We start from the raw sequence: 15550 nt of genomic DNA, 5'->3' as shown, positions 1-15550 counted from the left end.
GGCGGCCGTCGATGCCCGCCGTGCCTTCTTCCGCTCCGTCCCCCTGCTCTCGGAGGCACCCATGTCCAGATCGCGCACCGGGCCGTACCCGGCGGCAGTCTCGCTCGTCGCCGTCGCGGCGCTCGCCCTCAGTGCCTGCTCCGGTGGCGGCGGTACGTCCGGTTCGTCGGGCGGCAGGACGCTGGTGATCGACACGACCTTCAATCTGAAGACCGCCGACCCCGGCCGTGAGTTCGAGACGACCGGCGGCATCGTGGACAAGGCGCTGTACGAGACGCTGCTGACGTTCAAGGGCAGCGATGTCACCAAGCCGCTGCCGGGTCTTGCGTCCTCCTACGAGGAGTCCTCGGACAGCAGGACGCTGACCCTGCATCTGCGCACGGGGGCGAAGTTCTCCGACGGCAGCGCGGTCACGGCGGACGATGTCGTGTACTCGTTGCAGCGGGTCATCGACATCAAGGGCAATCCGTCGTTCCTGCTGGACGGGGTGACGGTGGCGAAGACGGACGCCTCGACGGTGACGCTGACGTCGAAGAAGGCGAATCCGGCGCTGCCCTTCATCCTCCCCAACCCGGCACTGGGCATCCTCAACTCCAAGGTGGTCAAGGCGAACGGCGGCTCGGAGGCGTACCTCAACAAGACCTCCGCCGGCTCCGGGCCGTACACGCTGACGTCCTTCAACACGAACACGCAGGTCGTGCTCGCGAAGAACCCGAAGTACACCGGGTCGAACGAGCCGACGTACGACAAGATCGTGCTCCGGAACGTCCAGGCGCCGACGCAGAAGCTGAACGTGCAGCGCGGTGACAGCCAGGTGGCCCTGGACCTGAACTCGGACCAGGTGACGGGGCTCGGCGGCGGGCTGAAGGTGCTGAGCGGGGCGTCGTCGGACGTGATCTTCCTGCTGCTGAACCTGGACAAGGGGATCAGCGGTACGACGTCGAACGCCAAGTTCCGTGAGGCGGTCCGCAAGGGCCTCGACTACACCGGCCTGCTGGCGCTCGGCGGGACCGGCGCGGTGCAGGCGCCCGGGCTCATTCCGACGACGTTCGTCGGCGCGCTGCCCTCCTCCCAGGCGCAGCAGCGGGACCTGAGCGGGGCGAAGGCGGCCCTGAAGGCGAGCGGGGTCAAGAACCCGACGGTGAAGCTCGGCTACCCGAGCGACCTCAGCGTGGACGGCCTTTCGCTGCAGACGCTCGCCGAGCGGGTGCAGGCCCAGCTGAAGGAGGTCGGCATCACGGTGACCCTCGCGCCGGCGCCGACCACGACGGAGCTGGACAACTACCGCAACGGCAAGGAGGAGGTCGGCCTCTGGTACTGGGGCCCGGACTACCCGGACCCCAGCGACTACCTGGTCTTCCTGCCCGGCGGCCTGGTCGGTCTGCGCGCGGGCTACAAGGCGGGCGCCGACCCGGCGCTGACGGCGCTCGGCGACAAGGCGGCGACCACGACCGACACCGCGACCCGGAAGAAGCTGTACGAGCAGATCCAGACCACCCTGAATGCCAGTAGCCCCTTCATCCCGCTGATCCAGCCGAGCCGGCACATGGTGTCGGCCTCGACGGTCACCGGCCTCGCGTACAACCCCGTGTGGACGGTCGATGTCGCCGCCCTGGGTGCGAAGTAGGCGCGTGGGTGGCGGGCGGCTCCTCGCCCGCCACCCGCTGGCCCGCTACCCGCTCGCCCGGTTCCTGCTCCGCCGTACCGCGGTCGCCGTGCTGCTGGCCTTCGGGGTGACGCTGGTGACGTTCGTCCTCACCAACCTCGTGCCCGGCGATCCGGCGGCGGCGGCGCTCGGGCAGCGCGCGGTCGGCGACCCGGCGATCGTGGCCCAGTTCCGGCACCACTACGGCCTCGACAAGCCGCTGCCGGTCCAGTACGTCACGTATCTGGGCAATCTGTTCCAGGGGGATCTTGGGGAGTCGCAGCAGAGCCATCAGCCGGTCCTGACGGACCTGTCGACGGCCGTCCCCGCCACCCTGGAACTCGCCGGCGCCGCGATCGTGGTCTCGCTGGTCGTGGGCGTGGCGTTCGGTGTCGTCGCGGCACTGCGCCGGGACGGGTTCACCGACCAACTCCTGCGCGTGGTCAGCCTGTTGGGGGTGTCGGTGCCGACCTTCTGGCTGGCGCTGCTCGCCTTCTACGTCTTCTTCTACCGACTCGGCTGGGCGCCGGGCAGCGGTCGTCTCGACCCCGGCATGACCGCCCCACCGCAGGTCACGGGCCTGTACACGGTCGACGCGGCACTCGCCGGGCAGTGGCCGGAGTTCTGGAGCGCGGTGAGCCATCTGGCCCTCCCTGCACTGGTGTTGACCGCGTACACCGTCGGCCTGCTCACCCGCTTCACCCGCTCCGCCGTCCTGGAGGTGCTGAACCAGGACTACGTCAGGGCGGCCCGCGCCAAGGGCCTGCCCGGCCGCACGGTCCTCTTCCAGTACGTGCTCCGGGCGGCCCTCGTGCCCGTCATCACGGTCGCGGGGCTGGCCTTCGGGGCGCTGCTGTCGGGCACCGTCCTGGTGGAGTCGATCTTCGCCTGGCCGGGCCTGGGGGCGTACGCGTACCGGAGCGCGACGACGCTCGACCTGCCGGCCGTGATGGGGGTCGGGCTGGTCGTCGGCATCGTGTATCTGACCGTCAACCTCGCCGTGGACGTGCTGTACGGCGTGATCGACCCGAGGGTGAGGGTGCAGTGAGAGGTGAGGGTGCGGTGAGAGGTGAGGGTGCGGTGAGGCTCAACCTGTTGAAACGGCTGCCGCCCGCCTGGCGCCGCCCGCTGGCCGTCACCGGCGGCCTGGTCGCGGCGTTCTGGCTGGTGATCGTGGTCGCCGCCCCGCTGCTCGCCCCGCACGACCCCCTCGCGCAGGACCTGCCCCGGCTGGCCGCCCCCGGTGCCGGGCACCTGTTCGGCACGGACGAACTGGGCCGGGACGTGCTGAGCCGGGTGCTGTACGGGGCCCGGGTGTCCATCCCGCTCGCCCTGCTGCTCGTGACGATGTCCCTGCTCATCGGCGGGATCCTGGGCGCCTGCGCCGGGTTCTTCGGGCGCTGGGTCGACGAGACCGTGATGCGGATCGCGGACCTGGTGTTCGCCTTCCCCACCGTCATCCTGGCGATGGTGGTCGCCGCCGCGCTCGGCGCCAGCCTGCAGAACGCGGTGCTGGCCGTCCTGGTGGTGGCCTGGCCGTCGTACGCCCGGGTCACCCGGGGCCTGGTCATGGGGATGCGGAACCGCGAGTTCGTGCTCAGCGGACGGCTGCTGGGCTTCTCCGCCTGGAGGTCCATGCGCGTCGACATCCTGCCCAACGTGCTCGGGCCGCTGCTGGTGCTGGCCACCCTCGACATCGGGACCGCGACGCTGCTGCTGTCCGGACTGTCCTTCCTCGGCCTTGGCGCCAAGCCGCCGACCGCCGAGTGGGGCGCGATGGTGGCCGCCGGTACCCAGCAGTTCGACAGGTGGTGGATCGGGGTCTTCCCGGGTCTGGCCATCCTCACCGTCGTCCTCGCCTTCAACTTCCTCGGCGACACGCTGCGGGACGCCCTCGACCCAGGCACCGCTCGCACGATCGGCGCGGAGAAGGAGCGTGTGGCATGACCGACGGCGACACCCTCGACGTGCTGAAGATCAGCGGTCTGACCCTCGACCTGGGCGGTCGCCGCATCCTCGGCGGCGTCGACCTCGCCCTCCGGCCCGGCCGTATCCACGGGCTCGCGGGGGAGAGCGGATCGGGCAAGACCATGACCGGCCTCGCCACCCTCGGCCTGCTGCCGCCCGGCGCCCGTACCGGCGGCCGGATCGAGTTCGAGGGCACCGACCTGCTGACCCTGCCGAGCCGTCAACTGGCCTCGTTGCGCGGGCGGTCGGTGAGCATGGTGTTCCAGGACCCGTCCACCAGCCTGCACCCGATGCTCGGCATCGGACACCAGCTCACCGACCACCTGCGCCACCACCTGAAGCTGGACCGGAAGGCCGCGAAGGAGAGGGCCGCCGAGCTGCTCACGCAGGTCCGTATCCCCAACCCCCGTGAGGCGCTGGGGCGTTACCCGCACCAGTTCTCCGGAGGCATGCGGCAGCGCATCGCCATCGCGATCGCGCTGGCCTGCGAGCCGAAGGTACTGATCGCCGACGAGCCGACCACCGCCCTCGACGTGACCGTGCAGGCCGGTGTGCTGCGGCTGCTGCGCGGCCTCTGCGACGACCTCGGCCTGGCCGTCCTGCTGGTCACCCACGACCTGGGCGTGATGTCCGCGATCGCCGACGAGGTGAGCGTGATGCGCCACGGCCTCGTCGTCGAGACCGGCCCACGCGGCCAGGTCCTCACCGACCCACAGCACGAGTACACCCGTACGCTCCTGGACGCGCTCCCCGGAAGGAGCACCGTATGACCTCCCACCCGACGGCCCCTCTCCTCTCGGTCGACGACCTCGTCGTCCAGTACCACCGGCCGGGTGCGCCGCCCACCCGCGCCGTCGCCGGGGTCAGCCTCCAGGTGCGAGCGGGCGAAGTCGTCGGGCTGGTAGGGGAGTCGGGCTGCGGCAAGTCCACCCTGGCCCGCGCGGTCTGCGGCCTCACCGCACCTGCTGAAGGCCGGATCACCTTCGACGGCACACCGGTGCGCCCGCTGCGGGTGCGCCGCCGTGACCCGGCCCTCACCGGCGTCCAGATGGTCTTCCAGGACCCGTACGGCTCCCTCAACCCGCGCCGCCGGGTGGGCGCGCAGATCGCCGACGGCATCCGCACCGCGGCCGAGCGAGGTGAGGCGCCCGAGGCGACCTCCCCCGAGGACCTCCTGACCCGGGTCGGGCTGTCGGCGAGCGCCGCACAGGGCTACCCCCAGGAGTTCTCCGGCGGCCAGCGGCAGCGCATCGCCATCGCCCGCGCGCTCGCCGCCCGCCCCCGGCTGCTCGTCGGAGACGAACCGATCTCCGCCCTCGACGCCTCCGCCCAGCTCCAAGTGGCCACGCTGATGCGGTCGTTGGCCGTCGAGTCGGGCGCCGGGCTGCTGTTCATCAGCCACGACCTGTCCGTCGTACGGCTGATCGCCGACCGGATCGCCGTGATGTATCTCGGGCGGATCGTGGAGACCGGCCCCACCGCCGAGGTCTGGGCCGACCCACGGCATCCCTACACCCGGGCGCTGCTGGCCGCCGTACCGCAGCCCGACGGGGCGGGAGTGCTGCCCGCCGAACTCCCCGGTGACGTACCCGACCCCGCCGACCCGCCGAGCGGCTGCCGCTTCCACCCCCGCTGCCCGCTGGCATTCGACGGCTGCGACCGCGAGGAACCGCAGCTGATCGCCGGGGGCGTCGCGTGCCGCCTGTACGCGGCCTGACCTGGGCCGAACGCCCACCCAGGAGCGGGGTGCCGGCCCTCGCGCGCCCACCCGGCCGTCCGTACGCCCTGCGGGGTGGGGTCCGCCGGGTACGCGCGGCCCGGTGACTCACCCGGGGCTGCACGCCCAGCCCACGGTGCCGCCCGGCCCGCCCGCTGCGTTTCCGGTGGCTCCGCGGGAGCGCCACACCGCGCGCGACCGTCCCGCCCGCACAACACCTCACGGAGAACCGATGCCCGACGCCCCGATGCCGGACGACAACCACCCCGGCCACCCCGCCGAACCGGTCGCGAACCTGTACCCGGCCGACCGCCTCCGCACCGCCCGGGAGGCCACGGCCCGAGCAGGTCTGGACGCCCTGCTGATCTCCCCCGGTGCGGACCTGCGCTACCTGACCGGCTACGACGCCCTGCCGCTGGAGCGGCTGACCTGCCTGGTCCTGCCGGCCGACAACGACCCCTTCCTGCTCGTACCGGCCCTGGAGGAATCCGCCGCGAAGGCATCCCCGGCCGGTGACCTGGGCATCGAGATCACCGGCTGGCACGAGACCGACGACCCCTACGCCCTCGTCGCGGCCCGGCTGCCCTCCCGGACGGCCCGCCTCGGCGTCGACAACCACATGTGGGCGGAGAAGACCATCGCCTTCCGCACCGCACTTCCGGGCGCGCACCAGGAGTTGGCCGGGAGCGTGCTGAACGAGCTGCGGATGCGCAAGACCCCGCAGGAGGCAGCCGCCCTGCGCCGGGCCGGTGCGGCCATCGACCGGGTGCACGCCCGTATGGGCGAGTGGCTGCGGGCCGGACGTACCGAACGCGAGGTCGGCCGGGACATCGCGGACGCGATCATCGCCGAGGGGCACGTCCGCGTCGACTTCGTCATCGTCGGCTCCGGCCCGCACAGCGCCAGCCCGCACCACGACCTGTCCGACCGCACGATCCGGCCCGGCGACCCCGTGGTGGTCGACATCGGCGGTACGACCCAGGACGGCTACTGCTCCGACTCCACCCGTGTGTACGCGACGGGTGAGCCGCCCGCGGACTTCCGCCGCCTCCACGACGTACTGCTGCGCGCCCAGTGCGCCCAGACCGACGCCGTACGGCCCGGCATCACCGCCGAGCGGCTGGACTCCATCGGCCGGGACATCATCTCCGACGCCGGATACGGGCCGTACTTCATCCACCGCACCGGACACGGCATCGGCCTGGAGAGCCACGAGGAGCCCTACATCGTGGCCGGCAACAGGCTCCCGCTGGAGCCCGGCATGGCCTTCTCCGTCGAACCCGGCATCTACCTGGCCGACCGGTACGGAGCGCGGATCGAGGACATCGTGATCTGCACCGAGGACGGCGGGGAGCGCCTCAACCGCACCGCCCGCGACCTGGTCGTACTCCCCTGACCCTGCGCCCGCCCACAGGAACCGGAAACAGGAACCAGCGATGACCCACGAGAGTACGGCCCAGCCCGCCATCCCCGCACAGCTGCGGCTGACAGGCGAGGGCCTCGTCCTGCGCGAGTGGACCGAGGCCGATCCTCCCGCCATGGCGGACCTGTTCGACGACCCCGAGATCGCGCACTGGACCCCGCTCGCCTCACCGTTCGACCCGGCCGAGGCCCGCGCCGCGGTGACCCGGGCCACGGGCTACCACCTCACCGACGAGCCGCCGATCCTCACCGTCGACAAAGGACGGTCGCTTGCCTTGCGAACCAGGGCCCACGATCGCCCCTGACCCGAGCCGCACCCGCTCCGCCACCCACCGAAGGACCCAGCCATGCCCGTTTCCCCGCCCCGCACCGCTCAGCCCGCACCCAGTGGCGCCCGCCCGGGCGGCGCACCCGCCGAACTGGCGGCAGTGTGGGCGGTGATCACCGACATGTACGCGGGCTACACCGCAGGCGATCGCGAGCGCATCGACTCCCACCTGGACCCGGATGCCACCATCTGGGACTCCGCCACCCCCGAACTGCTCTGCGGCAAAACCGACTTGGACCGCGTCCGGGACAATCGCCCCACGGCCGACGGCGGCCCCGCCGAGACCGGTCTCACGCCGTACGGGCAGGTCATCGACGTCTTCGGAGAACTGGCCGTGGCCCGCTACTGGCTGCGGGTCGACTTCCTCACAGCCCTGCCGGAACTGGCGCGCAACACCGCAGTCCTGCGACGCGCTCGCCACGACGGCCACTGGTTCCTCGTGCATCTGCACGAGGACATCCAGAGCGCTCCGGACGCGTAGCGCCGTGGCGGAGATCCGGAGCCGAGTACGGCGAAGCCCAGGCAGTTGCGCCAGAAGGCCATGGCGAGCGGCGAGGCGGTGGCTGCGGCGGTGAGCGGGGCGGTGGCCGAGACGGAGACCACGGTGACCGCCATCGCCGCCATGGACAGTGGATCGAGCTTGGACCTCACGCGTTCGTACCGTCGTCCGTGGCCGACCAGGCGGCTGCGGCTGTCGGGGTTCCGATTCCGTCGCGTGTGGAACGCGACGGCGGAAAACGGGTGTTCGCGTGGCGGCACTCCACGCCGTCGCTCCCGCGCAGGCCGCGATCGAAGACGTCCACGCCGCGCAGGGCGTCGGCTGTATGTCGGATGTCGATCACTGGGTACGCGTTTTCTGTGCTGCGGGAAGTGGGGGAAGCACAGGGCTCCGGCAGCGGAGCCCAACGGGACTGGTGGACACGGCTGCCGCCACGGGGGGAATTCGGGGATTTGTGGGGAGGGCGTCAGCCGTCCGATCCCTCACTGGACTGTGACCGCGCTCCTGGCCCGGCAGGTGCGCGTCAGCGACACGGCCGGGGCGAGACCGCCAGTCTCCAGCTCCAGCGCAGACAGGCTGACCTTTCGACTGCCGCCGAGGCCGTGAGGTGTCGTTGGAGACCCCTGCGAGAGCTGAGCGCTTACTGGTCGGTGCGGTCGGTGCGGTCGGTGCGGAGGTTGGCGGTCAGCCGGTTGATGCTTTTGACCGCGAGTTCGGCGAAGTTGGAGCGGGCGACGATGGCGGTGGTCTCGCCGTGCCGTCGGACGCTGCGCAGGTCGCGTTGGACCTGGCGGGAGAGTTGGTGGAGTTCGCGTTGGGCGGTGGCGAGCCGCTGCTCGGCGGCGGTGCGGGCCTGTCGGTGCTCGCGTCGGGTGCGGGGTGTGCCGGTGCTGTCGGAAGGGGTCTCTGTGGGCATGTCGGTGTTCGCTTCCGTGGTGGTGGGTCGCGTCGCCGCGAGGGGGCGGACGCCGACGGTGTCCAAATAGGCTTCTACGGCGCCGAGTTCGGTGGTGTCGACCACGGCGGCGACGTATCCGTCCGGGCGCACGAGCACCCACTGCTCGGAGGACAGTCCGTAGGCGTTCTGGACGCGGTCGCCGCTGTCAAGGATGTCGCCCCGGGTGCCGGTGGTGTGGATGTGCAGGCCGGGGCGCGCTGCCGGGGCCGAGGCCTCGTCGACGTCGTGGCCGAGGAGGGTCCAGTGCGGCCCTTGGAACAGGCTGAACAGTCGGGTGGGGAGACCGCCCGTGCCGGTCACGGGCGAGTCGGGCGCGCGGTCGCCGGCCAGTACGCCCTTGTCACGCGCCGGGGTGTGCAGCGACAGGGGCGAGTTCAGGTAGCCGAGGTCGAGCTGACTGACCTCGCGACCCCGGTGGATGTCGCGGTTCTTGGCCGCTTCGAGCAGCTTCTCGGACAGGCCGAGGACGGCTTCGGCGATGGGCCGGCGTTCCTGCTCGTACGATTCCAGCAGGGATTCCGGGGCGCCGTCGAGCACGGCGGCCAGCTTCCAGCCGAGGTTGTAGGCGTCCTGGACACTGGTGTTGAGGCCCTGTCCGCCGGTCGGCGGGTGGCAGTGCGCCGCGTCCCCGGTCAGGAACACGCGCCCCCGCCGGTAGGTGTCGGCCAGCCGGGCGTTCATCTGGAACGCGGACGCCCAGGACACGGAACGGATCACGACGTCGTCGCGGCCGGTGCGTTCGCGGAAGAACGCGGTGAGCCCCTCGGCCGAGAGGTCCAGGTCGACGTCGAAGGGGACGGGGGCCTGGAGTTGGAACATGTCGGTGCCGTAGAGCGGGCACATCGAGACCTGCCCGGCGGTGTCCTCGCCCCAGCGGTGCCAGGCGTCCGACGAGACACCGTCCACGTACACGTCGGCCACGATCGCCCGCACGCCGAGGGTCTTGCCGGGGAAGCCGATCCCGAGCGTCTTGCGGACGAAGCTGGATCCGCCGTCGGCACCGATCAAGTACCTTGCCCGTACGGCCTGTTCGCCGTCCGGGGTGGCGATGCGCGCGGTCACACCGTCGCCGTCCTGGTCGAAGCCGACGAGTTCGTGGCCGTAGTGCGGGGCGTGGCCCAGCTCGGCCAGGCGTTCGCGCAGCCGGCGCTCGGTGAGGAACTGCGGGACGAGCAGCGGTATTTGGTACGGCTCCTCCGGCGTCGGCTCCGACATCTCCACGCCGACCTGGTCGATGGGCCCGTCGGCGGTGTAGATGCGCTGGACGGGATACTCACCGCCGGAGGCGACGATCCGGTCGATCACGCCGAGGTCCTCGAACACCTCTTGGCTGCGGGGCTGGATGCCCTTGCCGCGGGAGCCGACGAACGGCTGCGGCGCCTTGTCGATCAGCAGGAATCCGATGTTCCTGCGGGCGAGGTCGATGGCCAGGGTCAGACCGGCCGCGCCGGTGCCGCAGATGATGACGTCGGTGGCTGTGGTGGGGGACATGGTTCCAAGCTCCTTGGGTGATTCCAGTACGTACTGAATGACGGTCTTGCCGGGGTCAGGGCACCAGGACGGTGCGTACGCCCGGGACCTCGGGCGCGTTCCAGGCGCTCTCGACGTCGGCGAGGGGTACTGCCTTGGCGGTGACCGCGATACCGCCGCTCTCGATCTCCTCGACGAGGGACGGGAGTTCCTCCAGGTACGTCCTGGTCGACACGGCGCCCTGTCCGTTGCCCTGGAGGCGGAAGTTCGCCGAGCGCAGTGCCACTGACGGGAGTTCGATGGTGGGGCCGGCCATCGCGCCGATCTGGATCCAGTTCAGGGCGCGGCCGCGGTCGGAGCGGGCCCGCAGCACCGCCATGATCGCGTCACCGGCCGGCTTGCCCCACAAGTAGTCGATGACCAGGTCGACTTCGGCGGCCTCCTTGGCCAGCGCCGTCGCGGTGGCCTCGGCGTCGTCGGTGAGCGCGACGGTCGCGTCCGCGCCGATTCCCGGCAGGGCCGCCAGGCGAGCCTGGTCACGTCCGGCGCCGACGACCCGCCCGGCACCGAGCCGCTTGGCGACCTGGACGGCCATCTGTCCGGCGTTGCCGGTCGCGCCGAGGATCAGCACCGACTGCCCTGCCTCGATCGGGACGCGGCGCCGCAGCGCCACCCAGGACGACATGGCCGGGTTCATCGCCGCGGCGATCTTCACGACGTCCGCGCCGTCGGGGAGCGGGATGCTGTGCCGGCTGTCGATGACGGTCCGGGTGCCCATCGGGCCGACCAGTTCGTCGTCGGCGACGAAGTACACCAGGCGGCCGTCCGCACGCCGGCCGACCCCGTCGACACCCGGAACCAACGGCAGCTTCCCGGTGCTCGTGTAGTGGCTGCCCGACGCACCGGTACGCACCCGGGGGTGCAGGCCCACCGCGAGAACGTCGACCACCGCCTGGTCCTCGTCGGTAAGGGCGGGCAGGTCGAACGGCTCGTAGCGGGGCGGGCTGTCGAACGAGTGGACCACCGCGGCACGGATGTCCATGGGAGCTCTCCTCGGATTTGGTACGTGAGGCCAAGGGTTTAGTACGTGGCGCGAATCAAATTAGTAGGTGCCACGTACCTTTGCAAGTAGGATCGGGATATGACCTCGCCCCACGACATGCCACCCCCGCCCGCACGGTCGCCCGCAGACGAGGACTTCGGGCTGGTCGACGGCCTCGCCCAGCTGTCGTTCCTGGTGCAGAGCGCCCTGGCCGAGATCGCGGGGCAGCACGACCTGTCCGTCGTCCAGACCCGCATGCTCGGGATACTGCGGGACCGGGAGCCGACCATGAACCAGCTCGGCCGCCACCTCGGCCTCGACAAGTCCTCGATCACCGGCCTGGTCGACCGCGCGCAGCGCCGCGGTCTGGTCACCCGCACCGTCAGCACCGTCGACCGCCGTTCGTTCCAGGTATCGATCACCGACGCCGGCCGTCAGCTCGTCGAACAGGTCGCCGCCCAGTTCGCCGAGCGGATCGAGGGGTGTGTCGCGCCGCTGCCCGAAACCGACCGGAAGCGGCTCTCCCGCATGGCGACCCGGATCGTGACCGCCGACGCCCACCTCCGTGGCATCGACCTGCGCACCACGCCCCGCTGACCGGAACCCGTCAGACGGAGCTGCGCGGCACCGTCACCACGTGCTTGCCCACGACGCCGCCGCGCTCGAACGCCTGGTGCGCCGCGGCGATGTCCGCGAGCGGGTACACACGGTCGATCACCGGGCGCAGCGCCCCCGACGTGACATGGCCGGCCACATCGCGCAGCACGGGGGTCTCGGGGTTGGCGCTGAAGGTGCGGATGCGGCGGGAACCGTGCACGCTCGACGCGGCGATCGCGGCAATGGCCGACGGGGACAGTCCGACGGTGACCATCCGGCCGCCCTTGGCCAACCGGCCCCGGTAGCAGTGCAGTTCCGTGCCGACGGTGTCGACGATGACGTCGAACGGCCCGATCCGGTCCGAGGTGGTGGAGCCGTAGTCCAGGACCTCGTCGGCACCGAGGTCGGTGAGGAGCTCGGCGTGGCGGTCGCGGGCCAGGGCGGTCACGTGGCCGCCCATGGCGTGCGCCAACTGCACGGCGGCCGTGCCGACTCCGCCGGCCGCGCCCCGGACCAGGACCCTCTCGCCGCTCACCAGACGCACACTGTCGCGCAGCGCGATCAGCGCCGTGGAACCCGCGACGACCAGGGAGGCCGCCTCGACCGAGGAGAGGTCGGCAGGGGCGTGCGAGATCCGCTCCGCGGAGACCACGACGTACTCGGCCGCCCCGGCGACGGAGTGCTTCTGCCGGGGATGCACCATGCCCCACACCCGGTCCCCGACCCGGTAGCTCTCGACACCGGCGCCGGTCGCGGCGACGACGCCGGCGAAGTCCAGCCCCACACCGATGGGGAAGCGGCGCCCCGAGACCATCTTCAACTCCCCCGCCCTGACGATCACGTCGTGTCCGTTCACGCTGGAGGCCTCGACCGACACCAGCACCTCACCCGCACCGGGAGCGGGACGGTCGACCTCGTTGACCTGCAAGACGTCCGCGGTACCGAAACTCGTGATCTGAACGGCCTTCATGGCGCTGTCCTTCCGTGACCGGCTGGGGTGCCTCCGATCCTGAACCCCGCACGCGACATCACGGTCGTTCTCCTTTTCCTGGGTCTGGCAGACCCACCCTCGCGAGCCGCGCACGCCGCATACTGACGCCGTGACCGATGATGCCCTTGCCATGAGCGACGATCCCCGACGCGAACTCGCCGAGTTCCTGCGCACCCGCCGGACCCGGCTGCGCCCGCAGGACGTCGGCCTGGAGCCCGGCCCGCGACGGCGCGTCGCCGGGCTGCGGCGGGAGGAGTTGGCGCTGCTGGCAGGGGTGAGCTCGGACTACTACCAGCGCATGGAGCAGGGCCGCGACGTACGCCCCTCCGAACAGGTCCTCGACGCCCTCGCGCGCGCCCTCAACTTCTCCGCCGAGGAGACCCGCCACCTGCACAGCCTCGCCACCGCCGCACGCACCCCCGCCCGCAGCCCGCGCACGTACGAGCCGGAGGAGGTACCGGACACCACGCTACGACTGCTGCACACCATGACCTCCCCCGCCCTGGTCGTCGGCCGATACCTGGACGTGCTGGCCTGGAACCCGCTCGGCGGCGCCCTGCTGGGCGACTTCACCCGCCAGCCCCAGAAGGAGCGGAACATGCTGGCACTGTTCCTGCACCCCCAGGCCGACCGGACCTGCCCGAACCGGGCGGCCACCGTCGCCGAGCTCATCGGGATGCTGCGTACACAGGTCGCCGCCGATCCCGGCCACCCCCGCGCCGTCGAACTGGTGGGTGAACTCGCCGTCCGCAGCGACGAGTTCGCGGCCCTGTGGGCCCTGCACGACGTGGAGGAACCGACCCGCGGCCAGATGCGCCTCAACCACCCCCGGGTCGGCGAACTCAACCTGGACTGGGACGCCTACCCGATACCGGGCAACCCCGGCCCCGCGCTCATGGTCTGCACCGCCGCAGAAGGCAGCCCCGACGCCGAGCGACTCCAACTACTCGCCGGCCTGCTGGGTGCCCCTTGACCCACCCCGATGGTCTTGGTGCCGGCGCTGACGAGGTCGAAGTACTGGCGGTAGAAGCTGAGTTCGGGGACCCGCAATATTGGCGTGCGGTATTTCGGCGGTGAACACGCCGGTCCCGTCACCGCACTGAGACCCGGCGAGGGCCTCTCGGGCGGCGGTGATGTTGAACTTGGAAGGGTCGGCGCATGTCCACATCACCTTGATGGATGAGGCTTTCCCCGCTGACGCGGGAAGCATGACACCGCCCGCGTCGTACCCGACCCGGCGTACAGCACCACAAGGAGAAGCCCACCGGCAGCTGGCAGCGCCCTTATGGTGCGGTTGTGGTGCGAGCCCCGCCCACTGGTCCAGACAACAAAGAACCCCCGGGTCAACGACCTGGGGGTTTCATATGGAGCGGGTGACGAGAATCGAACTCGCACTCTCAGCTTGGGAAGCGACGGCGCTTGGGGAGGCGGATAGCCTATGACCTGGGCATACGTACTCTGACGTGGCGGCTGGGAGCGCACGATCGCACCATGGTTGACCGTGGTTCACCGGTCTTATGGGCGCGCTGTGGGCACGGCGCTTGCCTAGGGGTAGGTGCCGTGCTGAAGTGGCCCGCCTTTTGTATGGGGTCGTCCGTGCCGAGGTCGACTGTGCGGAGCCATTGCTTGTGCACATGGATGACTGGCCCCTTCTTGGGCGTTGCCCGCCCTCGCCCGCGAGCTGGAGCTTGCTGGTGAAGCCGCCCCGGGAGCGGCCGGAGACCCTCGTTGGGGCGGTGCTGCCGGGGCGTGCGCTTTTCTCGACACCCTCAGAGTCTTCTTGCGTGCCCCGGCCGTGTGCTGGTGGGCCGGGCAGGTGGCGGCATCGGCCCTGCGGGTCGGCGGCAGCCAGGACGGCCGCGAGAGCCTGCCCCGCGTGCCGTCCGCCGACCAGCGTCTGCGCCTCTCGTAAACGGTCTTCCACTTCGCGGAACGTGCAAGCAAGAACCATCCACGGCACGCCGGTCCGATTCCGGTACGGAATCCCGTTGATGATCCTGCGGTGTCCGGCGCACCGACCGCCGCGCAGCCCGGCCTTCGGTAGATGCACAGGGCCCTGGATGTGCTCCGGGGTCGCCCCTGGCCCGAGCTCACCTGCCGACGCGGCGGGGATCGGCCGATGCTTGGGCTTGCGCCGGGAAACCGATCGGTTTACTTTTCTGGAAACCGATCGGTTTCTCATCCTGTGGAGAGAGTCATGACTGTTTTGAAGGGCGCGAACGTCTTCGTCACCGGCGGCAGCCGAGGCATCGGCAAGGCGCTGGTGGAGGAGCTGTACGCGCGCGGCGCCGCCAAGGTCTACGCCACGGCCCGCGACCCGCGCAGTGTGACGCATCCCGACGCCGTCCCGGTGGCGCTGGAGGTCACCGACCCGGACTCCGTGGCGACGGCCGCCGCGCAGGCGGAAGACGTCACCGTGCTGATCAACAACGCCGGCGCGTTGGTCGGCGCGTCCTTCCTCGACTCCCCGGTCGACGACGTACGCCGGGAGTTCGAGACCAATTTCTACGGCCCGCTCCTGGTCGCCCGGGCCTTCGTGCCGGTCATCGAGCGCAACGGCGGCGGCCACCTCCTCAACGTGCACTCCGTGCTCTCCTGGATCGCGCTCGGCGGCTCCTACAGCGCCTCCAAGGCCGCCCTGTGGTCGCAGACCAACTCCCTGCGCCTGGAGCTTCAGCCGCGCGGCATCGCCGTCACCGGAATGCACGTCGGCTACGTCGACACGGACCTCGCGGCGGATGTCGACGCACCCAAGTCCGACCCGCGTGACGTCGCCGCACTCGCCCTCGACGGGGTCGAGACCGGCGCGTACGAGGTGCTCGCCGACGACATCACGCGCCAGGTCAAGGCGGGCCTCGCCGGCAACCTGGCCGGCCTGTACCCCCAACTGGCGAAGTAACCCCCTTCACACCC

At 71.0% G+C, this 15550-nt stretch carries 14 protein-coding genes and 1 pseudogene; 11 read left to right on the top strand and 4 right to left on the bottom strand.

Annotated features, from left to right (window positions below; genetic code table 11):
- The first annotated feature begins 61 nt into the window (after window positions 1–61).
- The 8 genes from ACWDR4_RS06750 to ACWDR4_RS06715 all read left to right on the top strand — a co-directional run bounded on the left by ACWDR4_RS06750 (window position 62) and on the right by ACWDR4_RS06715 (window position 7561).
- Window positions 62–1627 carry an ABC transporter substrate-binding protein gene (locus tag ACWDR4_RS06750; RefSeq protein ID WP_450404775.1) on the top strand — a complete coding sequence of 522 codons (1566 nt, stop codon included), beginning with the start codon at window positions 62–64 and terminating at the stop codon, window positions 1625–1627.
- 4 nt (window positions 1628–1631) lie between these two features.
- On the top strand, window positions 1632–2693 hold the full coding sequence (locus tag ACWDR4_RS06745) for an ABC transporter permease (RefSeq protein ID WP_450404772.1): 1062 nt from the start codon (window positions 1632–1634) through the stop codon (window positions 2691–2693).
- A gap of 32 nt (window positions 2694–2725) precedes the next feature.
- Window positions 2726–3592 (top strand): ABC transporter permease, encoded by an 867-nt coding sequence (locus ACWDR4_RS06740; protein WP_450404770.1) that lies wholly within the window; start codon window positions 2726–2728, stop codon window positions 3590–3592.
- Window positions 3589–4383 carry an ABC transporter ATP-binding protein gene (locus tag ACWDR4_RS06735; RefSeq protein WP_450404767.1) on the top strand — a complete coding sequence of 265 codons (795 nt, stop codon included), beginning with the start codon at window positions 3589–3591 and terminating at the stop codon, window positions 4381–4383. The genes ACWDR4_RS06740 and ACWDR4_RS06735 overlap by 4 nt, the downstream gene beginning before the upstream one ends.
- Window positions 4380–5330, top strand: a complete 951-nt coding sequence (locus ACWDR4_RS06730; protein WP_450404766.1) for an oligopeptide/dipeptide ABC transporter ATP-binding protein — start codon at window positions 4380–4382, stop codon at window positions 5328–5330. Before ACWDR4_RS06735 ends, ACWDR4_RS06730 begins: the two co-directional genes overlap by 4 nt.
- Window positions 5331–5562: 232 nt before the next feature.
- Entirely contained in the window at window positions 5563–6726 is a 1164-nt protein-coding gene (locus ACWDR4_RS06725) for a M24 family metallopeptidase (protein ID WP_450404764.1), read from the top strand.
- Window positions 6727–6766: 40 nt separating this feature from the next.
- Window positions 6767–7057, top strand: coding sequence for a GNAT family N-acetyltransferase (locus ACWDR4_RS06720; RefSeq protein ID WP_450404762.1), 291 nt, complete (start codon window positions 6767–6769; stop codon window positions 7055–7057).
- 42 nt (window positions 7058–7099) lie between these two features.
- Window positions 7100–7561, top strand: a complete 462-nt coding sequence (locus ACWDR4_RS06715; RefSeq protein ID WP_450404759.1) for a nuclear transport factor 2 family protein — start codon at window positions 7100–7102, stop codon at window positions 7559–7561.
- A 658-nt stretch (window positions 7562–8219) separates the two neighbouring features.
- Here ACWDR4_RS06715 and ACWDR4_RS06710 read toward each other — a convergent pair.
- Together ACWDR4_RS06710 and ACWDR4_RS06705 are read right to left on the bottom strand one after the other, a co-directional pair.
- The gene (locus ACWDR4_RS06710) at window positions 8220–10028 is read right to left on the bottom strand and encodes an FAD-dependent oxidoreductase (protein ID WP_450404757.1); all 1809 of its coding nucleotides are present in this window, start codon (window positions 10026–10028) and stop codon (window positions 8220–8222) included.
- A gap of 55 nt (window positions 10029–10083) precedes the next feature.
- Window positions 10084–11049 (bottom strand): zinc-binding dehydrogenase, encoded by a 966-nt coding sequence (locus ACWDR4_RS06705; protein ID WP_450404756.1) that lies wholly within the window; start codon window positions 11047–11049, stop codon window positions 10084–10086.
- A gap of 99 nt (window positions 11050–11148) precedes the next feature.
- On the opposite strand from ACWDR4_RS06705, the gene ACWDR4_RS06700 reads away from it, so the two are divergent.
- Window positions 11149–11646, top strand: a complete 498-nt coding sequence (locus tag ACWDR4_RS06700) for a MarR family winged helix-turn-helix transcriptional regulator (protein WP_450404754.1) — start codon at window positions 11149–11151, stop codon at window positions 11644–11646.
- 10 nt (window positions 11647–11656) lie between these two features.
- On the opposite strand, the gene ACWDR4_RS06695 is transcribed toward ACWDR4_RS06700, so the two are convergent.
- Entirely contained in the window at window positions 11657–12616 is a 960-nt protein-coding gene (locus ACWDR4_RS06695; protein ID WP_450404751.1) for an NADP-dependent oxidoreductase, read from the bottom strand.
- A gap of 130 nt (window positions 12617–12746) precedes the next feature.
- Between ACWDR4_RS06695 and ACWDR4_RS06690 the strand changes: the two genes are divergently transcribed.
- Entirely contained in the window at window positions 12747–13610 is an 864-nt protein-coding gene (locus ACWDR4_RS06690) for a helix-turn-helix transcriptional regulator (protein WP_450404749.1), read from the top strand.
- Window positions 13611–14291: 681 nt separating this feature from the next.
- Here ACWDR4_RS06690 and ACWDR4_RS06685 read toward each other — a convergent pair.
- A pseudogene (locus ACWDR4_RS06685) lies at window positions 14292–14699 on the bottom strand (transposase); the annotation flags it as partial.
- 135 nt (window positions 14700–14834) lie between these two features.
- Here ACWDR4_RS06685 and ACWDR4_RS06680 point away from each other — a divergent pair.
- Window positions 14835–15536 (top strand): SDR family oxidoreductase, encoded by a 702-nt coding sequence (locus ACWDR4_RS06680; protein ID WP_450404748.1) that lies wholly within the window; start codon window positions 14835–14837, stop codon window positions 15534–15536.
- The last annotated feature ends 14 nt before the right edge of the window (window positions 15537–15550 follow it).

The sequence above is a fragment of the Streptomyces sp. NPDC000878 genome, from assembly GCF_053599695.1.
Note: the sequence above shows the minus strand (reverse complement) of the source record. Positions and strands in the feature narration are given on the sequence as shown.

Coding starts and splice junctions, on each gene's coding strand:
- ACWDR4_RS06720 (WP_450404762.1), top strand. CDS start 6,767: ATGACCCACGAGAGTACGGCCCAGCCCGCCATCCCCGCACAGCTGCGG.
- ACWDR4_RS06705 (WP_450404756.1), bottom strand. CDS start 11,049: ATGGACATCCGTGCCGCGGTGGTCCACTCGTTCGACAGCCCGCCCCGC.
- ACWDR4_RS06680 (WP_450404748.1), top strand. CDS start 14,835: ATGACTGTTTTGAAGGGCGCGAACGTCTTCGTCACCGGCGGCAGCCGA.
- ACWDR4_RS06695 (WP_450404751.1), bottom strand. CDS start 12,616: ATGAAGGCCGTTCAGATCACGAGTTTCGGTACCGCGGACGTCTTGCAG.
- ACWDR4_RS06730 (WP_450404766.1), top strand. CDS start 4,380: ATGACCTCCCACCCGACGGCCCCTCTCCTCTCGGTCGACGACCTCGTC.
- ACWDR4_RS06710 (WP_450404757.1), bottom strand. CDS start 10,028: ATGTCCCCCACCACAGCCACCGACGTCATCATCTGCGGCACCGGCGCG.
- ACWDR4_RS06715 (WP_450404759.1), top strand. CDS start 7,100: ATGCCCGTTTCCCCGCCCCGCACCGCTCAGCCCGCACCCAGTGGCGCC.
- ACWDR4_RS06725 (WP_450404764.1), top strand. CDS start 5,563: ATGCCCGACGCCCCGATGCCGGACGACAACCACCCCGGCCACCCCGCC.
- ACWDR4_RS06735 (WP_450404767.1), top strand. CDS start 3,589: ATGACCGACGGCGACACCCTCGACGTGCTGAAGATCAGCGGTCTGACC.
- ACWDR4_RS06750 (WP_450404775.1), top strand. CDS start 62: ATGTCCAGATCGCGCACCGGGCCGTACCCGGCGGCAGTCTCGCTCGTC.
- ACWDR4_RS06700 (WP_450404754.1), top strand. CDS start 11,149: ATGACCTCGCCCCACGACATGCCACCCCCGCCCGCACGGTCGCCCGCA.